Source organism: Mycolicibacter sp. MU0083 (assembly GCF_963378075.1).
GTDB lineage: Bacteria > Actinomycetota > Actinomycetes > Mycobacteriales > Mycobacteriaceae > Mycobacterium > Mycobacterium kokjensenii.
This window is the reverse complement of the sequence record NZ_OY726394.1, coordinates 1,931,811-1,948,644: the sequence shown is the minus strand read 5'-3', so window position 1 is coordinate 1,948,644 and position 16,834 is coordinate 1,931,811. Positions and strand designations below refer to the sequence as shown.

Below are 16,834 nucleotides of genomic sequence, written 5' to 3'. Positions count from 1 at the left end.
CGGGCGCTCAGGCCCAGCTGGAACCGACGGAGGCGTCGGTGTTGGCCATGTTGTTGCCGGCGGTCTGCACCTTCTGACCGTGGGCGTTGGCCTGCTCGTAGATCAGCGCGAAGTTGCGACCCAACTGCGTCACGAACTCCTGGCACGCCACCGAACCCGAACCACCCCAGAAATCACCGGCAGCCATCACATCGTGCACGATCGCCTGATGCTCGGCCTCCAACGACGCCGCCTGCGCACGAATCAACGCACCATGAGCATTGACATCACCGAACTGATAATTGATCGACATCTCTGGACTCCCTCTCGCCTCTAGCTGCCCGACAGGATCTGCTGCGACGCAGCTTCCTGCTGCTCGTAGTGATTCGCATCCCGAATCAACCCATCACGCACGCTGTGCAACATCGTCACAATGTTGCGAAACGCCGTCTGCATCGTCCCCATGGTGTCCATCGAGGTCCGCTCGGCCAGACCACCCCAACCCGCACCGGAGATGTTCGTCGACGACGCCCACATCCGACGCGCCTCATCCTCCACCGTCTGCGCATGCACATCGAAACGACCCGCCATCGCGCGCATCGCATCCGGATCCGTCATAAAACGTGCCACTGTGATTTCTCCTTCTCTGAAGTTCGTTGTTTGTGGTTGGTTTTCTTGGATTGACGTCTTATTGGCACCGATTACATCGGTAGCCGACTACCTGCCTCGAACCTGCGAATGGCTCCCCCTCGACGGTTTCGGCCGGTAATTCGGGTGTCTCCCGATCAGCCCGCCGCGGCGGCGTTGGCCGCCTCGGTGGCCGCGTAGGAGCTCGCACTGGTGTTCAGGGTCGCCACGAACATCTCGTGGATTGCGGCCGCCTGAGCACTGACCTGCTGGTACATCGCAGCGTGCGCGGCGAACTGCGCCGCGGTCAGAGCCGAGACCTCGTCCGCGGCGGCGGGAACCACTCCGGTGGTCGGCCCCGCAGCGGCAGCGTTCTGAGCGTTCAACGCCGACCCGATACCGCTGAGATTCGCGGCGGCCGCCGACAACGCTTCGGGCTGCGCATTCACAAACGACATTCGAATTCCCTCCTCTGGATCGCGGTCAGCAATCACTCCGCTACCGATGGTAGAGGTTCGGCGCACCCGACATGGCCTGCAATGCCGAGTGTTCATCTGCTGATAACAAGTGTTCACCTGGGGTAACGAAGAGGTAACCGGATCGGCGGTCGAAACCGCCGATCACCCCTCCCAACTGCCGAAACACAAAGTTGTCAGCACCGGTGCGGCATCGCACCGCAGAGCCCTCCGGCATCGGGGGGCCGTCGGCCCGGTTAAAAATCAGGCCGCGACAAATCTCGGCCATCGATTCCGGACATGACGTGGCCGACCGCCGCCGCGACACCGTGGTCGGTGTCCTCGGCGATGGCCGGCCACGATCGGTCAACCCGCCGGGGTGGTCGCGCGCTCCGGCGGCGCCGCGCGCCGCAGTTCGGTGGCTGCGACCTGGACGAACACCCCGGTGTCCTCGGCCATCAGCAGGCCGCGGCCGCGGGGCAACGGGCCACCCTTCATCTTTCCGCGGATGAAGCCCTCGTCGGGGTCGGCGTCCATCACCAGCAGCGGCGCGTTCGCCTGGTGCAGGGCCCGCAGCAGCGGGTCCGCGCCCGCCGACGACCAGCCACCGAAGGTGCGGGTGGCGATCACGTGCAGACCGACGTCGGCAGAGCGGGTGACCCAGGGCGCCGCCTTCTGGAACGGCGAGTCGAAGCCGGGCGGGAACTGCTGGATGTCGTCGATGATCAAGAAGATCTCCGGCCCACTCCACCAGGTCCGCGACAACAGCTCCTCGGCCGACAGCCCCGGAGGTGGTTCCCGGTTGGCCAGCGTGGCGGCCAGTTCGTTGACCAGGGCGACGGCCCCGTCCATGTTGTAGGCGAACTTCTCCACGTAATCCGACCCCAGCGTGGTCAGCAGCTGCCGGCGCGGGTCGATCAACCAGACCTGTGCCGAAGGCCGCCCGTCGGGGCTGGGTGCCGGCGCACTGCTGGAACCGGGCGCGTACAGCCGCTCGATCTCGCTCATGATGGTGGCCAGCGTGGTGGTACGACCGCATTCGCGGCGTCCGGTCACCATCAGGTGCCCGTTCTCGGCGAAGTTCAGGTAGACCGGCTGCAGGTCGAGTTCGGAGATCGCCCAGGCGATGCCCCCGGCCCCGACGCCTTCGCGCTGGTCGTTGGCGGCGACCGCGCGTACCTCGTCCAGGCCGAACCGGGCGGGCAGGCGCCGCACCGGGCGGACCCGGCCCACCGCCACCTGGCTGACCGCCGCGGCGACGCTGTCGGACTCGAACACCTTCGCGTCGGTGTCGGCCATCGCGGGCCGTGCGATCAGGGTGTGCAGGCCCGACTGCGGATCGCTGTCGAGGCGTACGTAGTTGACGGCGACCATGCCGCGCCCCGGCTTCACCGGAACGTCCTTGGCGAAGCGAGATCGGACCAGCTTGGCGTCCTCCACCGCGGCCAGACGCAGTTCGACCCGCGACCCGAATCCGCTGCGGACCGGCGGGCGGAGTTCGGATTCGCGGTCGGCGGTCACGATTACGTGCACACCGAACGACGGCCCCTGGTTGATGATCTGGTTGACCTGTTCGACGAGCACCTCGTTGTCCTCCGAGAGCGCACGGTAGTTGTCGACCACCAGGTAGACGTCGCCGAATCCGTCGTTGGGCACGGACCCGGGGGCGCCGTCAAACTTGCGGCGCCGGAACACCTCCATCGACGCGACGTCGTTCTCCAGGAAGCTGCGCTTGCGGGTCCGCACCAAGGCCAGCAGCTCGGCCACCGTCCGGCGGACGCCGTCCGGGTCGGTCGGTCCGCAGACACTGCCGACATGGGGCAGACCGGCGACCGTGGTCAGCGAGGTGCCGCTGTAGGCGAGGCAGTAGAACTGGACCTGTTCGGGGGTGTGGGTCAACGCGGCGGCGCTGATCAGGGTCTGCAACGCCGTCGTCTTGCCCGAACCGCCGGCGCCCAGGATCAGGACGTTGGCGCCGGGACCGGAGGTGTCCACCGTCCACGGCGGCTGGTCGTGTTTGAACGGCCGGTCGATGACCCCGATCGGGAACACCAGGTCCTTGCGGGTGCCGTAGTCCTGTCGCCACGGGTGGCCCAGGTAGCGGTCGACCAACTCTTCGACCGTGACGGGGACGTCCAGCGGCGGCTGCCAGAGCCGGTAGGGCTCGAAGTCGATCTGCCGAAGCTGGTCGATGATGACCGTGCCGACCTTGGGGGTCCGGATGAAGTCCTCTTCTTCGACGGTCTCGGTCGGCGGCCCGGCGGGTTTGGAGTCGAGCGCCGCGATCTCCTCGGCGGCTTCGATCTCCGGCGTGCTGACGCTGACCTCCAGCGGGGTGAACTCGGTGGTGAACAGCTGCGGCCGGATGTAGTCCACGGAGTGCGTCAGCGGCATCTGCTCGTCATCGATCAGTCCGCCGCGGTGGTAGTCGCGCCACAGGAACTCCGCCTGGAAGCGGATCACCTCTTCGCCGCTCTTACGGAAGTAGCCCAGGCCGGCCTTGGCCGGCAGGTTCACCGCGTTGGGGACCCCGGCCGCCTGCGCCGCACCGGCGGTCTGCGCCTTGAGCACCAGGCGGTAGCCCATGTTCTCCATCAGCTTCTCGGCGCGGCTCTCGATGGTCTGCGAGGCCATCATCAGGTGCACCCAGTAGGCGCGGCCCTGCCGGCCGATCGAGTCCAGCACCTCCACCGCGGTCGGCATGATGCGGAACCACTCGTAGAACTCGTCGATGACGACCACCAGCATGGGCAGCGGCGGCAGACTGTCGTCACCGCGTGCCCGCATCCGGGACCGGACCTCGTTGTATTCCTTGGCTCCGTCGACGCCGGCGTTGTCACACATCGTCTTCCGGCGGGCGATCTCACCCCACATGGCCTCCAGGAATCGCTCCATGAGGGCCTGGTCGTCTTCGAGGTCGGTGATGATCCGCGAGACGTGCGGTACCCCGGCGAACGGCTTGACGGCCGATCCACCCTTGAGGTCGGCCAGCACGAACTGCAGCTCGTCCGGCGGGTGGGCCAGCAGCAGTGACTCGATGACCGTACGCACCAGGGTCGACTTACCGGAGCCGGTGGTTCCGGACATGACCCCGTGCGGGCCGTCGCCGCCCTCGTCGAGGGATTTCATGTCCAGGAACAGCAGTTCGCCGTTGTCGGAGCGGTTACCGAACGGGATCCGCAGCCGGCCACGGGTGCCGGAATCGCGCCGGCTGGCCCACAGTTCCTGGAAGTCGATCCGTCCGGCGTCGTCGATGCCGTAGTAGGCCATGATGTCGCGCGCACCGATCTGGTGCGTCACCTTCTGACCGATCTCCTCGTAGGCGGCGGCCAGGCGCCAGTGCGCCATCCGCTGCGCGAACTGTTCGGCGTCGGTGGGGCTCACCTGGTCGGCCAGTGCGAAGAACCACTCGTTGTCGTCGATCACCATCCAGGTGTCGCGGTCGCGGGGCAGCGCGTTGATGATGCCCTTCTCGTCGAAGCGCAGCACCCGCTGCGAGACTCCCCGCCATTCCGGAGCACCGGTGAGGTCGAAGAACGTCACCCCGTCGATGCCCTCGGTGGTGTAGACGTACTCCCACTCCGGGTCCGAGCCGTCGACGATGATCAGGTGGTGCGGGGTCGGGGTCTCCGCCGACGAACTGGCGTGGCGCGGCATGAACGAGCCGCGGCCGGAGAACAGGTCGCCGTGCTCGGCGGCGAAGCCCTGCAGCGAGCTGTACACCATCCGGGCGTTGCCGGCCGCGTCCTGGCGGCGTGGGTCACCGAAGTGCGGCAGCCACTTGACCCAATCCCATTGCGCCACATCAGAAGTCACCACCACCATGCGGAGGTGGTCGGGGCCGTGCGAGAAGGCCAGCTGACAGATGATGGCACGCATCAGCCCGAGCACGTGCTCACGATCGCCCACCAGCGAGTACCACGGCTCGACCAGCAGCGAGATCATCTTGGGCAGGTTGTAGACCACGCTCTGGTAGCGGCCGAACTCCTGCAGTGCCTTACCGGTCACCGGCTCGAGTTCGATGTCGGTGGGCATGTTCTGCGGCTCGCCCCAGGTGACCTCCGGCCGGGTCATTCCCACGCCGACTCGGGCCAACCCGAAGTTGAGGTCTTTGCCGTTGGGCTGGCGCTCCCACATCCGGGCAGAACCCACCGCGGCAGCCAGGGTGGACGGGGCCGGGTGGTACCAGCGGTAGTTGGCGTCCATGCTGTCCGCCGACTCCGCAGCCGACTCCCGCAGCCGGTCCAGCATCAGCATGAACTGGGCCCGCATGGCGTCGAGCTTGGGCCGGCTCAGCTGCTGGGCGCCGCCGCCGAAGCGGCCGCCGAACATCATCATGGCGACGCCGCCGATCATGAAGATCGGGAAGATCGAGCCGGCGCCCAGGAACATCCGGGAGCCACTGGCGACGGTCATCGCGACCATGCCGACCAGCAGGCCGACCACCAGCACGCCGACCACCACCAGCCACCACGGCTTGCCCTCGGGCGGCGGCACGCTCAGCGGCGTGGGCAATACGATGTTCTCCGGCTTGACCACCGGCGGACGTTCCGGCGTCGGCCGGGCGAATCCACGTTTCACTTGGGCACCGCCAATTCTGCTGGGCTCATATCCGTGGGCAGGGTGTCGTGACGCACCAGGGCGTCCTGGCGCGACAGGGTCGGTCCGTGCGCGAGCAGGCGCAACGCCACCGACGGCGCCAGCGCCGGCTCACCGAGCAGGCCCAGTGCCTTGCGCTCGTCGTCGCCGGGGACGCCGAATCGCACGCCCGACGCCGACAGCCACCACAGCGATTCGCGGGTGGAGGCGTCCGGGTCGTTGCCGGTCACGGCGACGAAGTTGCCGAAGCCGGGGCCGAAGTAGACCCGGTCGGCTTGGGGAATGCCGTTGTCGTTGGTCTTCACCAGGGAAACCACGCGGTTCATCTGGTTCTGCGCCACCGGAATCGTGGGGCCGGAGACCACCTGCACCCGGGCCCGGCTGTCACCGGTGGACCGCTCCCACCACCAACAGGTGGACGGGTTCTCCTTGATGTCGACGACCTTGAGCGGGGCGTCCGGGTAGGCCGACAGATCCAGCCCGGTGACCACCGGCATCTTCGCCAGATCCTGCGGCGTCACCACTTTCGGTGCACCGCCCCCGGTGGCGCCGGCGTTCTGCAGAATGCGGGCGACCACCGGCGAGACCGTCTGCACGCCGTTCATCAGCACCACCGAATACTGTTGCGGGCCCGCCAACTGCGGCGTGGTGAACACCGTCCCCACCGGCCCCGGGGCGTCCGGGAATGCGGGCGGCAGACCGGCGTCGGGAACCTGCGGCACGCCCAGCTCCGGTCCGACCGGCAGGGCGTCGAACAACGCCTGGCTCATCGGGCGGGCGTGGTCGACCTGCTCGGGGGTCAGGCCCAGCGGCAGCAGCACGGCCCGGTCGGCGGCGTCGATCAGCGACCGGCGGCCCTGCCGGACCACCCAGGAGTCGTTGCCGTACCGCAACACCACCGCGTCGGGGCCGTCGAGCACCCGGCGGCGGGAGTTGAGTTCGGGGCTGCCGTCGATCACCGTCACCGTCACCGGCGAGGGTGCGCCGACGCCCTGGACGTTGGCGACGGTGTCGCAGATCAGCCAGGACGAGGTGCTGGGGCTGGTGGGCAGGATGTCCGACGGGGCGCCCGGGATACCGACCAGCGGTCCGTGCGGCTGTTCGGCGATCTGCGCGGAGCGCACTTTGTGCGGATTGTCGGCCCGCCCGGCGATCAGCCGCGCCGACGCGAGATTCAACGCCGGATATAAGGTGTCGCCGACCCGGACGTACAGCGCTCCGGAATCGCGGTCGGCGATGATCGGCGATTCGTTCAACTGGCCCGAGGGGCTCAGGAACGACCACAGCAGCGCGCCGAGGCAGACCATCGCACCTGCGGACACCGAGGCGACCACCGCCAGCGCCTGCCGGCGGCCCGGTTCCACCTCCATGCGGACCTGCCAGCGGGTCAACGCCATCGCGGTCCGCCGGGCCAGGAACTGGTACCCGGTCATCTGGGTACGGGTCGACAACCCCAGGCCGTAACCGGGCCCCCGCTGTTCGTCAGCCACGGCGCGCCCCGATCTCCGCCCGTTGCACTGCCCGATCAGAGCGCCGTGCCGATCCCCTGTTGGTCGTCATCTACCCCTGCCTGGTCCCATGATTCTTCTCTGCGCATGCTAGCTGTGTCGCGCAACGACTGCCGGGAGTGCAGATTGCAATCTGGCGGCGATGGCGAATCTCGGTTCGCCGGTACTTGGCCGAAGTATGACCGGGTTAGGTGAACAGTCTGTTAAGCACGAGTTCCCCGGGAGCACCACGCGGGCCGCGCCGGTGGCCGCCGTGGCGGAGACGCAGAAACAATCGTCGCGATCGAAATGCCGGCCCGGTCGGTGCCCCTTGCCCCGCACCCCATCGCACGCACCGCGGGACGACCCCCGAAATTCCGCATCTGCGGTACCTGGCATTCCTGGGAATCGGCTGCACATCTGGTGTCAGAATATCGGGTCACGTCATTTTTCGCGCTAACGTCGAAGTATGACGGCGATTGACGGCACCGGTGCGCACCGACGACTCGACCCGAGAGGTCCGGCCACCTCACCAGCGACGGAAGAGACCACCCACCCTGTTGACCTGCCCGTCGACGTCGTCGACGTCGAACTGGAGTTGGAGCAGGGGTACCGGTCGGAGATTCACAAGAACCACGACGACACCGTCGACGTCGAGACCTACGGCGGCGGTTTCGACCTGAGCCGACGAGCGGTCGCCCCGCACCTGCGCATCGGCAAGGACAGGTGGTTCAACCTGCTGTGGCTGATCCCGATCGGGTTCGTCGGCCTGATCGCGATGATCGCGATCGGCAAGGGCGTCCGTCACATGCCCGGCGTCGAGGAATTCATCGCCCAGTACCCGGGCAGTAGCCCTTCCACGGAAGTCCCCGGCGGTCTGCCCGCGTGGGCGGGCTGGACGCACTTCTTCAACCTGTTCATGATGATCTTCATCATCCGGGCGGGCATCCAGATCCTCTGCGACCATCCGCGGCTGTACTTCAGCCGCAACTCCACCCCCGGTAAGGACGAGTGGCTTCGGGTGGGCCCGCCGGTTCCGGATGACCCGTATTGGACCGCAAACGCCGACACCGTCGCGTTGCCGGCCCAGTTCGGGCTGCCGGGCTTCCGGCATTCGATCGGCCTGGCCCGCTGGTGGCATATGGGTCTGGGGGTGCTGTGGCTACTCAACGGCGCGGTGTTCTACGTGCTGTTGTTCACCACCGGCCAATGGCGTCGTATCGTCCCGACCAGCTGGGACATCATCCCGCACGCCGCCTCGGTGATGATCCAGTACGCGTCTATGGACTGGCCGGATGACCACACCTGGACCAACTACAACGCGCTTCAGCTGATCTCGTACTTCGTCACGGTGTTCATCGCTGCGCCGGCGGCCTTGATCACCGCGCTCGGCATGTCACCGGCACTCTCCCAGCGGCTGGGGGTGGTCAGCAAGCACATGCGGCTCAACCTGCAGATCGCGCGATCCCTGCACTTCGTGGTGCTGTGCTACTTCCTGATGTTCATTCTGGTGCACGTCACGATGGTTTTCGCCACCGATGCGTTCGACAACCTCAACCACATGTTCGCCGCCCGCGGCTGCAATGTCGGCGACGGACCAGAGTGCCACAGCTCGATGGGCTTCTGGGTCTTCGCGCTGGCGTTCGTGATCTGCGCCGTCGGCTGGATCGCGGCCACTCCGCTCACCCTGCGGTACCCGCGTGTCATCCAGAAGATCGGCTACGCGCTGATCGGCCCGTTCCAGCGTGCACTGGAGAAGCTCGACCCCGAACCCGGCACCTTCACCGAGGACGACATCTCCCCGTTCCACTGGCGCAACGGTCGGCTGCCCGAGACCGTGGAATACAAGGAATATGAGGCGAACGATTTCAAGGACTGGCGACTGAAGGTCTACGGCCTGGTGGAGAACCCCATGGAGTTCTCACTCGAGGACCTCAAAGCCCTGCCCTACCACGACCAGATCACCCAGCACATGTGTGTGCAGGCCTGGTCGGGTGTGGCCAAATGGGGTGGCGTCCAGATGTCGACGATCATGGAGATCGTCAAGCCGTTGCCGCAGGCCAAATGGGCGATCTTCTACTCGATGGGTCTGGGTGCCACCGGCGGCATCTTCTACAACGCGCACCCGGTGGACCAGATGTGGCATCACATGTCGATGTTGGCCTACAACATGAACGACCAGCCGCTGCCCTACATGCACGGCCGGCCGCTACGGCTGCGCAACGAGCTACAGCACGGCTACAAGCTGGTGAAGTGGATCAAGGGCATCGAATTCGTGGAGAGCTACAAGGAGATCGGTAGCGGCCACGGCGGTTACAGCGAAGACCACAAGTTCTTCGGTCGTCACCAGACCATCTGATCCACGCCCCTGGGCTGGGCCTGTGTGTCCGGTTGCCGGCTGCCAGGCAACGGCGGTCTTGCGCTGCCGCAGCTGCGGAAGGACCACGCCGCCGGTGCAGGTTCTGTCCGTTGTCCTCGGCAGTGCCACCGAAACCGCCCCCGCGTCGTAGGGTGACAGCAGGCAACCGAACAACGGGAGAACCCATGCGGAATCGCGGTATCGGAAAGTCCGTGGTGTCGATGATCGCGGTCGGTTTCGCTGTCGGTGCGGTGGCGACCGCCTGCGGCGACTGCGACGGCGAAGACGACGGCGGCGCCTACAGCGAGGTCACCCAGGCGCCGCCGGCGCCGGTTGCTCCGCCGGTGGACAGCGGCACCGAACCGGGAACGACAGCCGTCCCGGAGACTCCGCTGACCAGTGCAGCGCCCGCCGTAGAGCCAGCACCGGCCGCTCCCGCCGCACCGGCCGCCCCGGCACCACCTCGGGCACCGTCGGCACCGTCCGTACCTGCGGTGCCGGCAGTGCCAGCGGTTCCGCCTATTCCGGCGATCCCGGCCATCCCCGCGATCCCGCCCATCCCGGCCATCCCGGCGATTCCCCACCCGTAGGGCATCGTCGGCGCCCGCCGGTCAGGGTCAGATCCCGGTCCAGGCCTCGTCCAAGCGTTCGGCCACGTCGATGACCTGCGCTCGTTGTGACTGCGGACTGTCGATCTCGTCGGCGACGTAGGAGGCGATGAAGCGGCGGATTTCGCCGTCGACGCCGGCGAAGATCCGCAGCAGTTCGCCCCGCAGCGACGTCGAGGAGACTTCGACGGTGATATCCGACGGCCGCGGTTTGGGCACGTCGATCACCAGCAGCAACGGCTCGGCGGCCCGCGCCGTGGCCCGCAACGCGATATCGCCGGCCACGGTGAACCGCTGCTTGTCCAGACGCAGGTCGATGAGCAGGTCGATTTCGAGGGGAATGTGAATGGCGAACGTCAGCAGGTCGCCCAGATCTCGCGACACCCGCGGTTGCTGGACCCGGACCTTGGCGGTCACGCGGGCGATCCCGCCCGGCCCCTGGCGCATCGAGGGCATCTCGAATTCGTCACCGGCGATGTCGGCGAACGCAGCGGCCACCCGTTCTTCGGTGACGGCGATCTCGAAGAACTTGCGACCGAACTCTTCGTAAGTCAGGAAGCTGTGGTTCTGCATAGGTTGATACGGTCTCACGTCCCCGCGGGCGACGGGCGTTGATCTGCCTGCGCGTCGCCGCCGTCTTCACACTCGACCACCCCGCGGCAGCTCAGGTGTTCGATCAGCGGAACCACGCCGGCGGCCAGGTGCTCGGCCATCGCGGTACGGGCCCCGGTCTCATCACGGGCCGCCAGTGCGGCCAATACCCGACGGTGGTCCGCCATCGACTGCTCGGGCCACCCGTCGATGACCGGGAACACCGCCTCGGGCGCGTACCGGGTTATCTGCGACATGATCTGGGCCAGTTTCGGTGAGGCGGCGGCGACGTTGATCGCCCGGTGGAAATCGTGGTTGAGCCGCACGGTGCGCTCTTCGTCGTCCCCGGCGTAGGCCTGTTCGAGCTGTTCCTGGATCTCGTGCAGTTCGTTGAGTTGTTCGTCGGTGACGGCCGCGGCGGCGCGCGCCGCCAGTTCCCCCCCGACGAACGCCTGCACCTCGGATACATCGGCGAGGTCACGCCTGGTCACCGGTAACACCACGAAGCCGCGGTGCGGTTGCTGGTCGAGCAGGCCTTCGGCACGCAGTTCGAACAGCGCTTCGCGAACCGGGGTGACGCTGATCCCCAGTTCCGTTGCCAACTGGTCCAATCGGACGTACTCCCCCGCGGCGTATTCGCCGTCGAAGATCCGCTTGCGCACGAAGCGCGCGACGGCCTCCGACAGCTGCGGGCGGGCACTGAAATCGGGCACGGACATGTCGTTCAGATGCGGTAGTCGGCGAGCAGTCGCTTGCTGATGATCTGCTTCTGGATTTCGCTGGTGCCCTCGCCGATCAGCAGGAACGGCGAATCGCGCATCAAGCGTTCGATCTCGTATTCCTTGGAGTAGCCGTAGCCGCCGTGGATGCGGAAGCTCTGCTGGGTGACCTCCGAGCAGAACTCGCTGGCCAGGTACTTGGCCATCCCCGCGGCGACATCGTTGCGCTCGCCGGAGTCCTTGAGCCGGGCCGCATTGACCATCATCAGGTGTGCCGCTTCGACTTTGGTGGCCATCTCGGCCAATTGGAAGGCGATGGCCTGGTGCTCGGCGATCGGCTTGCCGAAGGTCTCCCGCTGCTGGGCGTAGCGGGCGGCGAGTTCGAAGGCGCGGATGCCCACCCCGCAGGCGCGGGCCGACACGTTGACCCGACCCACCTCGATGCCGTCCATCATCTGGAAGAAGCCCTGCCCGGGGGCGCCGCCGAGGACGTCGTCGGCGCCGGCCCGGTACCCGTCGAAGATCAGCTCGGTGGTGTCGATGCCCTTGTAGCCGAGTTTGTCGATCTTGCCCGGAATGGTCAGGCCGGGTGCGACTTCGCCGAAGCCGACCGGCTTTTCGACCAGGAAGGCGGTGAGGTTGCGGTGTGGCCGGTCGGCGCCCTCATCGGTGCGCACCAGAACCGCTACCAGAGTGGAGCTGCCGCCGTTGGTCACCCACATCTTCTGTCCGGTGATGCGGTAGTCGCCGTCGGCTTCGCGGGTGGCGCGCGCTCGGATCGCCGCGACGTCGGAGCCCAGTTCGGGTTCGGACATCGAGAAGGCCCCGCGGGTCTCGCCGGTCGCCATCCGCGGCAGGAAGCGCTGTTTCTGTTCGTCGGTGCCGTGCTGCCGCAGCATGTAGGCGACGATGAAATGGGTGTTGAGCACACCGGAGACGCTCATCCAGCCGCGGGCGAGTTCTTCCACGCACAGCGCATACGTCAGCAGCGATTCACCCAGTCCCCCATATTCTTCGGGGATCATCAGGCCGAACAGGCCCATCTCGCGCATCGTGTCGACGATGGCTTGCGGGTAGGTGTCGCTGTGCTCGAGGTCCGCTGCCGCGGGGATGACCTCTTTGTCCACGAATCGGCGGACCGTCTCGAGGATTTCGGTCTGGACCTCGGTCAGTCCCAGGGTTTGGGCAATTCGTGTCATGAACCGACTCTCTCGAATACGGCGGCCAGTCCCTGGCCGCCACCGATGCACATGGTTTCCAGTCCGTAGCGGGCTTGGCGGCGGTTCAGCTCACGGGCCAGTGTCGCCAGCATCCGCCCGCCGGTGGCGCCCACCGGGTGGCCCAGTGAGATCCCCGAACCGTGCACGTTGGTGCGTTCCCGGTCGGCGGCGCTGAACTTCCACTCCGCCATGACGGCCAGCGCCTGGGCGGCGAACGCCTCGTTGAGCTCGATCAGGTCCATGTCGGCGAGTCGCAGGCCGGCTTTGGCCAGCGCGACCTCGGTGGCCGGGACCGGCCCGATACCCATCACGTTCGGCTTCACCCCGGCGACTCCCCAGGAGACCAGCCGTACCAACGGGGTCAGGCCCAGCTGCGCGGCCTGCTCCGGGGTGGTCACCACGCACATCGAGGCGGCGTCGTTCTGCCCGCTGGAGTTGCCGGCGGTGACGGTGGCCTCCGGATCGCTTTTGCGCAGCACCGGTTTGAGTTTGGCCAGCGACTCCATCGAGGTGTCGGCCCGGGGATGTTCGTCGGTGTCGATCAGTTCCTCGCCGCTGCGGGAGTGCACGGTGACACCGATGATCTCGTCGGCCAGCACACCGCTGCGTTGCGCCGCCACCGCCCGCTGATGCGAGGTGACCGCCAGCTCGTCCTGCTCGGCGCGGGAGATCCCATACTGCCGACGCAGGTTCTCGGCGGTCTCCAGCATTCCGCCGGGCACCGGGTGGTACTTCCCGCCGGCGGTGGTGCGACCGCGTGCCAGGCCGTCGTGCACCCGGATTCCGCCGCGGGATCCGCCCCAGCGCATATCGGTGGAGTGGAACACCACGTTGCTCATGCTCTCCGCGCCACCGGCGATCACCACGTCGTGTGCGCCGCTGCCGACCTGCAGGCAGGCCTGGATCACCGCTTGCAGACCCGACCCGCACCGCCGGTCGACCTGCATGCCCGGAACGGTCACCGGCAGACCGGAATCCAGGGCTACCACCCGCCCGATGGCCGGGGCCTCACTGCTGGGGTAACAGTGGCCCAGCACCACGTCGTCGATGACGTCGGCGGTCAGGCCGGTGCGCGCCAGCAGTCCGGTCAGTGCCGCCACACCGAGTTCGACGGCGGTCAACGACGCGAACATCCCGCCGTAGCGACCGATCGGCGTCCGGACGGGCTCGCAGATCACCGTCTCGCGCAGCGTCATAGGTGCCGGCCTCCGGTCACCTCGAGCACGGTGCCCGTCATATATGAGGAAAGGTCCGACGCCAGAAACAGCGCTACGTTGGCCACCTCGTCGGGTTCGCCGGCACGGCCCAAGGGCACCTCGGCGACCTTCGAGTCCCAGATGCGCTGCGGCATGGCCTCGGTCATGGCCGAGCGGATCAGCCCCGGCTGGATCGCGTTGACCCGCACCCCGAGGTAGGCAAGCTCCTTGCTGGCGGCCTTGGTCATGCCGACGATCCCGGCTTTGGCAGCCGAATAGTTGGTCTGCCCGATCATGCCGACCTTGCCGGATATAGAGGACATGTTGACGATCGCGCCGCGCTTCTGTTCCCGCATGATGGCCGCGGCCGCGCGCAGTCCGTTCCAGGTCCCCTTCAGATGTACCGAGATCACCTGGTCGAAGTCGTCCTCGGTCATCTTGCGCATGGTGGCGTCACGGGTGATCCCGGCGTTGTTCACCATGATGTCCAGCCCACCGAACCGCTCGACGGCGACTCCGACCAGTGCGTCGATCTCGGCGGAGCTGGTCACATCGGTACGCACCGCCACCGCGACGTCGGAGCCGAGTCGCTGCGCGGCGTCCTCGGTGGCCTCCAGGTTCAGGTCGCCCAGCACCACGCGGGCACCTTCGGCGACGAAGCGTTGTGCGATCGCGAAGCCCAGTCCCTGCGCACCTCCGGTGATCACCGCGGTCTGCCCGTTGAGTAATGCCACTGTCGAATCCATTCTCTGTGTGTCGTACCCACCCACCGTCGGGCACATCATATTTCATATATGATTTGTCGGCCAGTGCCGAAAGGGGCCGTGTCATGACGACCGCATCCGTCGACGACGACGTTTTCGCCGACATCCTGTCCCAGACCCGCCGATTCGTCCGGACCGTGGTCGTGCCGCGGGAACAGGAGATCCTCGACACCGATCAGGTCCCCGACGACCTGCGGCAGGCCGCCAAGGATCTCGGCCTGTTCGGCTATGCGATCCCCCAGGACTGGGGCGGCCTGGGGCTGAACCTGGCCCAGGACGTCGAACTGGCCATGGAGCTCGGTTACACCTGCCTGGCGGTCCGGTCCATGTTCGGCACCAACAACGGCATCGCCGGACAGGTGCTGGTCGGGTTCGGCACCGACGAGCAGAAGCAGCGCTGGCTGCCGGCCATCGCCTCCGGCGCGGTCGCCTCGTTCGCACTCACCGAACCCGGCGCGGGCTCCAACCCCGCGGGACTGCGCACCAAGGCCGTCCGGGACGGCGACGACTGGGTGCTCGACGGCCAGAAGCGGTTCATCACCAATGCACCGCTGGCCGACCTGTTCGTGGTGTTCGCCCGCACCCGCCCCGCCGACGAGCACGGGGCCGGAATCGCAGTGTTCCTCGTGCCGGCGGATGCCGCGGGAGTAACAGTCGGCAGCAAGGACGCCAAGATGGGCCAGGAGGGCGCCACCACCGCCGATGTCACCTTCTCCGGCGTGCGCGTGGGCTGCGACACCCTGGTCGGCGGTAGCGAGGACATCGGCTACCGGGCGGCGATGACGTCGTTGGCGCGCGGACGCATCCATATCGCGGCGCTGGCGGTCGGCGCGGCGCAGCGCGCACTGGATGAATCGGTGGCCTACGCGGCCAGCGCCACCCAGGGCGGCAGTGTCATCGGCGACTTCCAGTTGGTTCAGGCGATGCTCGCCGACCAACAGACCGGGGTGATGGCCGGCCAGGCCCTGGTGCGCGATGCGGCCCGCAAATGGGTCGCCGACGAAGACCGGCGCATCGCGCCCTCGGTGGCCAAGGTGTTCTGCACGGAGATGGCGGGCAAGGTCGCCGATCTGGCGGTACAGATTCACGGCGGCACCGGGTATATGCGTGGCGTGCCCGTCGAGCGCATCTACCGGGACGTCCGCCTGCTGCGGCTCTACGAGGGCACCAGCGAGATCCAGCGGCTGATCATCGGATCGAATCTGGTTAAAGGCGCAAAACGCGGATTGTAAGCAGCATCACTTTTTTCCGGCGAGAAACTCGCAACGTGAGTCACATTTTTCACTGGGACCGGCGGTATCGGGTATCCTGAACGCACCCATTGAGCAGGTGATTTGATGGATAAAGTGCAAATTGAGACATGCTTGTGACCATGCGCAACAAACTCATACACAGCCTCTACCAGCACTTACGCCAATAGATCGTGCCTCCCGCGCATTTATGTCGATCTACCTGGTGTTTTCAGGATTAAAAGTTGTGTTTGGCAACATGAATGTCAAACGTGATGGGCACCACAGATTTTGGTAAGTGCAGTTATCCATTGTTAACGTGCTCGCTCATGTTTGGTCTCGAAGCACTGATGGCGCTCATCCACCAGGTTTCCGGCACCCCGTACATCCCCGGTGGGAACACCGCCGCGGGCACGGACTGCTCGGGTCTGGCCTCCTGGGTGTCCAACGTCGCCAGCGGCCGGCCGGCCTTCAGCGGCCGTTTCCACACCGCCAACGAAGAGCAGGCTCTGCTGGCCCGCGGCTTCCGCTACGGCACCGCCCCCAACGCGGTCGTGGTGGGCTGGAACAGCTATCACACCGCGGTGACGCTGCCCGACGGCACGCCGGTCTCCAGCGGTGAACGCGGCGGCGTCCGGATCGGTGGCGGGGGCGCCTACCAGCCGCAGTTCACCCATCACATGTACCTGCCGATCGACGAGGCTCCGGTCGAGGAAGCTCCGGTGGTGGAGTTCGCCGCCATGGTGGAGCCGGCACCCGAGCCCGCGCCCGAACCGATGATCGAGCCGATGGCCGTCGAGTTCGCCCCGCCGGCCGATGCCCCGCCGATGGAGGCTCCCGCCCCCGAGGCGCCCGTCGAGGCCCCCGTCGAAGCACCGGTGGACGGCCCGATCGACGCACCCCCCGCCGAGGCCGCTCCGCTGGATGCCCCGCCCGCCGACCAGGCCCCCGGCGAGCCCGGTCCGGCCCCGGCCGACCGCGAGGCACCCGCCCCCGCGTAA

At 67.0% G+C, this 16,834-nt stretch carries 14 protein-coding genes; 3 read left to right on the top strand and 11 right to left on the bottom strand.

Going from position 1 to position 16,834, the window contains the following annotated elements:
- Positions 1-7: 7 nt before the first annotated feature.
- From RCP38_RS08970 to eccB, 5 genes are all read right to left on the bottom strand, one after another.
- Positions 8-292: a WXG100 family type VII secretion target gene (locus RCP38_RS08970; RefSeq protein ID WP_308473006.1), complete on the bottom strand. Its 285-nt coding sequence runs from the start codon at positions 290-292 to the stop codon at positions 8-10.
- A 20-nt stretch (positions 293-312) separates the two neighbouring features.
- Positions 313-597 (bottom strand): WXG100 family type VII secretion target, encoded by a 285-nt coding sequence (locus RCP38_RS08965; protein ID WP_308477142.1) that lies wholly within the window; start codon positions 595-597, stop codon positions 313-315.
- A 167-nt stretch (positions 598-764) separates the two neighbouring features.
- Complete coding sequence (locus RCP38_RS08960) at positions 765-1,064, bottom strand: PE family protein (protein ID WP_308476813.1); 300 nt, start codon at positions 1,062-1,064, stop codon at positions 765-767.
- Between the two features lie 363 nt (positions 1,065-1,427).
- A complete protein-coding gene (eccCa, locus tag RCP38_RS08955) occupies positions 1,428-5,642 on the bottom strand; it encodes a type VII secretion protein EccCa (protein ID WP_308476812.1) in 4,215 nt (1,404 codons plus the stop codon).
- Positions 5,639-7,150 carry a type VII secretion protein EccB gene (gene eccB / locus RCP38_RS08950; protein WP_308476811.1) on the bottom strand — a complete coding sequence of 504 codons (1,512 nt, stop codon included), beginning with the start codon at positions 7,148-7,150 and terminating at the stop codon, positions 5,639-5,641. Before eccB ends, eccCa begins: the two co-directional genes overlap by 4 nt.
- A gap of 466 nt (positions 7,151-7,616) precedes the next feature.
- Here eccB and RCP38_RS08945 point away from each other — a divergent pair, with 466 nt between their 5' ends.
- Positions 7,617-9,506, top strand: a complete 1,890-nt coding sequence (locus RCP38_RS08945) for a molybdopterin-dependent oxidoreductase (protein ID WP_308476810.1) — start codon at positions 7,617-7,619, stop codon at positions 9,504-9,506.
- Between the two features lie 298 nt (positions 9,507-9,804).
- On the opposite strand, the gene RCP38_RS08940 is transcribed toward RCP38_RS08945, so the two are convergent.
- Genes RCP38_RS08940 through fabG form a run of 6 tightly spaced genes read right to left on the bottom strand, consistent with a single transcriptional unit; the run spans position 9,805 to position 14,586 of the window.
- Positions 9,805-10,101, bottom strand: coding sequence for a hypothetical protein (locus RCP38_RS08940; protein WP_308476809.1), 297 nt, complete (start codon positions 10,099-10,101; stop codon positions 9,805-9,807).
- 22 nt (positions 10,102-10,123) lie between these two features.
- A complete protein-coding gene (locus tag RCP38_RS08935) occupies positions 10,124-10,687 on the bottom strand; it encodes a hypothetical protein (RefSeq protein WP_308476808.1) in 564 nt (187 codons plus the stop codon).
- A gap of 14 nt (positions 10,688-10,701) precedes the next feature.
- The gene (locus tag RCP38_RS08930; protein ID WP_308476807.1) at positions 10,702-11,424 is read right to left on the bottom strand and encodes a GntR family transcriptional regulator; all 723 of its coding nucleotides are present in this window, start codon (positions 11,422-11,424) and stop codon (positions 10,702-10,704) included.
- Positions 11,425-11,429: 5 nt separating this feature from the next.
- Positions 11,430-12,623, bottom strand: coding sequence for an acyl-CoA dehydrogenase family protein (locus tag RCP38_RS08925; RefSeq protein WP_308476806.1), 1,194 nt, complete (start codon positions 12,621-12,623; stop codon positions 11,430-11,432).
- Positions 12,620-13,840: an acetyl-CoA C-acetyltransferase gene (locus RCP38_RS08920; RefSeq protein ID WP_308476805.1), complete on the bottom strand. Its 1,221-nt coding sequence runs from the start codon at positions 13,838-13,840 to the stop codon at positions 12,620-12,622. Before RCP38_RS08920 ends, RCP38_RS08925 begins: the two co-directional genes overlap by 4 nt.
- The gene (fabG, locus tag RCP38_RS08915) at positions 13,837-14,586 is read right to left on the bottom strand and encodes a 3-oxoacyl-ACP reductase FabG (RefSeq protein WP_308476804.1); all 750 of its coding nucleotides are present in this window, start codon (positions 14,584-14,586) and stop codon (positions 13,837-13,839) included. Before fabG ends, RCP38_RS08920 begins: the two co-directional genes overlap by 4 nt.
- Before the next feature lie 83 nt (positions 14,587-14,669).
- On the opposite strand from fabG, the gene RCP38_RS08910 reads away from it, so the two are divergent.
- Both RCP38_RS08910 and RCP38_RS08905 read left to right on the top strand, forming a co-directional pair.
- A complete protein-coding gene (locus RCP38_RS08910) occupies positions 14,670-15,836 on the top strand; it encodes an acyl-CoA dehydrogenase family protein (RefSeq protein WP_308476803.1) in 1,167 nt (388 codons plus the stop codon).
- 326 nt (positions 15,837-16,162) lie between these two features.
- Entirely contained in the window at positions 16,163-16,834 is a 672-nt protein-coding gene (locus RCP38_RS08905) for a C40 family peptidase (RefSeq protein WP_308476802.1), read from the top strand.

Coding starts and splice junctions, on each gene's coding strand:
- fabG (WP_308476804.1), bottom strand. CDS start 14,586: ATGGATTCGACAGTGGCATTACTCAACGGGCAGACCGCGGTGATCACC.
- RCP38_RS08935 (WP_308476808.1), bottom strand. CDS start 10,687: ATGCAGAACCACAGCTTCCTGACTTACGAAGAGTTCGGTCGCAAGTTC.
- RCP38_RS08925 (WP_308476806.1), bottom strand. CDS start 12,623: ATGACACGAATTGCCCAAACCCTGGGACTGACCGAGGTCCAGACCGAA.
- RCP38_RS08910 (WP_308476803.1), top strand. CDS start 14,670: ATGACGACCGCATCCGTCGACGACGACGTTTTCGCCGACATCCTGTCC.
- RCP38_RS08930 (WP_308476807.1), bottom strand. CDS start 11,424: ATGTCCGTGCCCGATTTCAGTGCCCGCCCGCAGCTGTCGGAGGCCGTC.
- RCP38_RS08960 (WP_308476813.1), bottom strand. CDS start 1,064: ATGTCGTTTGTGAATGCGCAGCCCGAAGCGTTGTCGGCGGCCGCCGCG.
- RCP38_RS08970 (WP_308473006.1), bottom strand. CDS start 292: ATGTCGATCAATTATCAGTTCGGTGATGTCAATGCTCATGGTGCGTTG.
- RCP38_RS08965 (WP_308477142.1), bottom strand. CDS start 597: ATGACGGATCCGGATGCGATGCGCGCGATGGCGGGTCGTTTCGATGTG.
- RCP38_RS08945 (WP_308476810.1), top strand. CDS start 7,617: ATGACGGCGATTGACGGCACCGGTGCGCACCGACGACTCGACCCGAGA.
- RCP38_RS08920 (WP_308476805.1), bottom strand. CDS start 13,840: ATGACGCTGCGCGAGACGGTGATCTGCGAGCCCGTCCGGACGCCGATC.
- RCP38_RS08940 (WP_308476809.1), bottom strand. CDS start 10,101: ATGCCCTACGGGTGGGGAATCGCCGGGATGGCCGGGATGGGCGGGATC.
- RCP38_RS08905 (WP_308476802.1), top strand. CDS start 16,163: ATGTTTGGTCTCGAAGCACTGATGGCGCTCATCCACCAGGTTTCCGGC.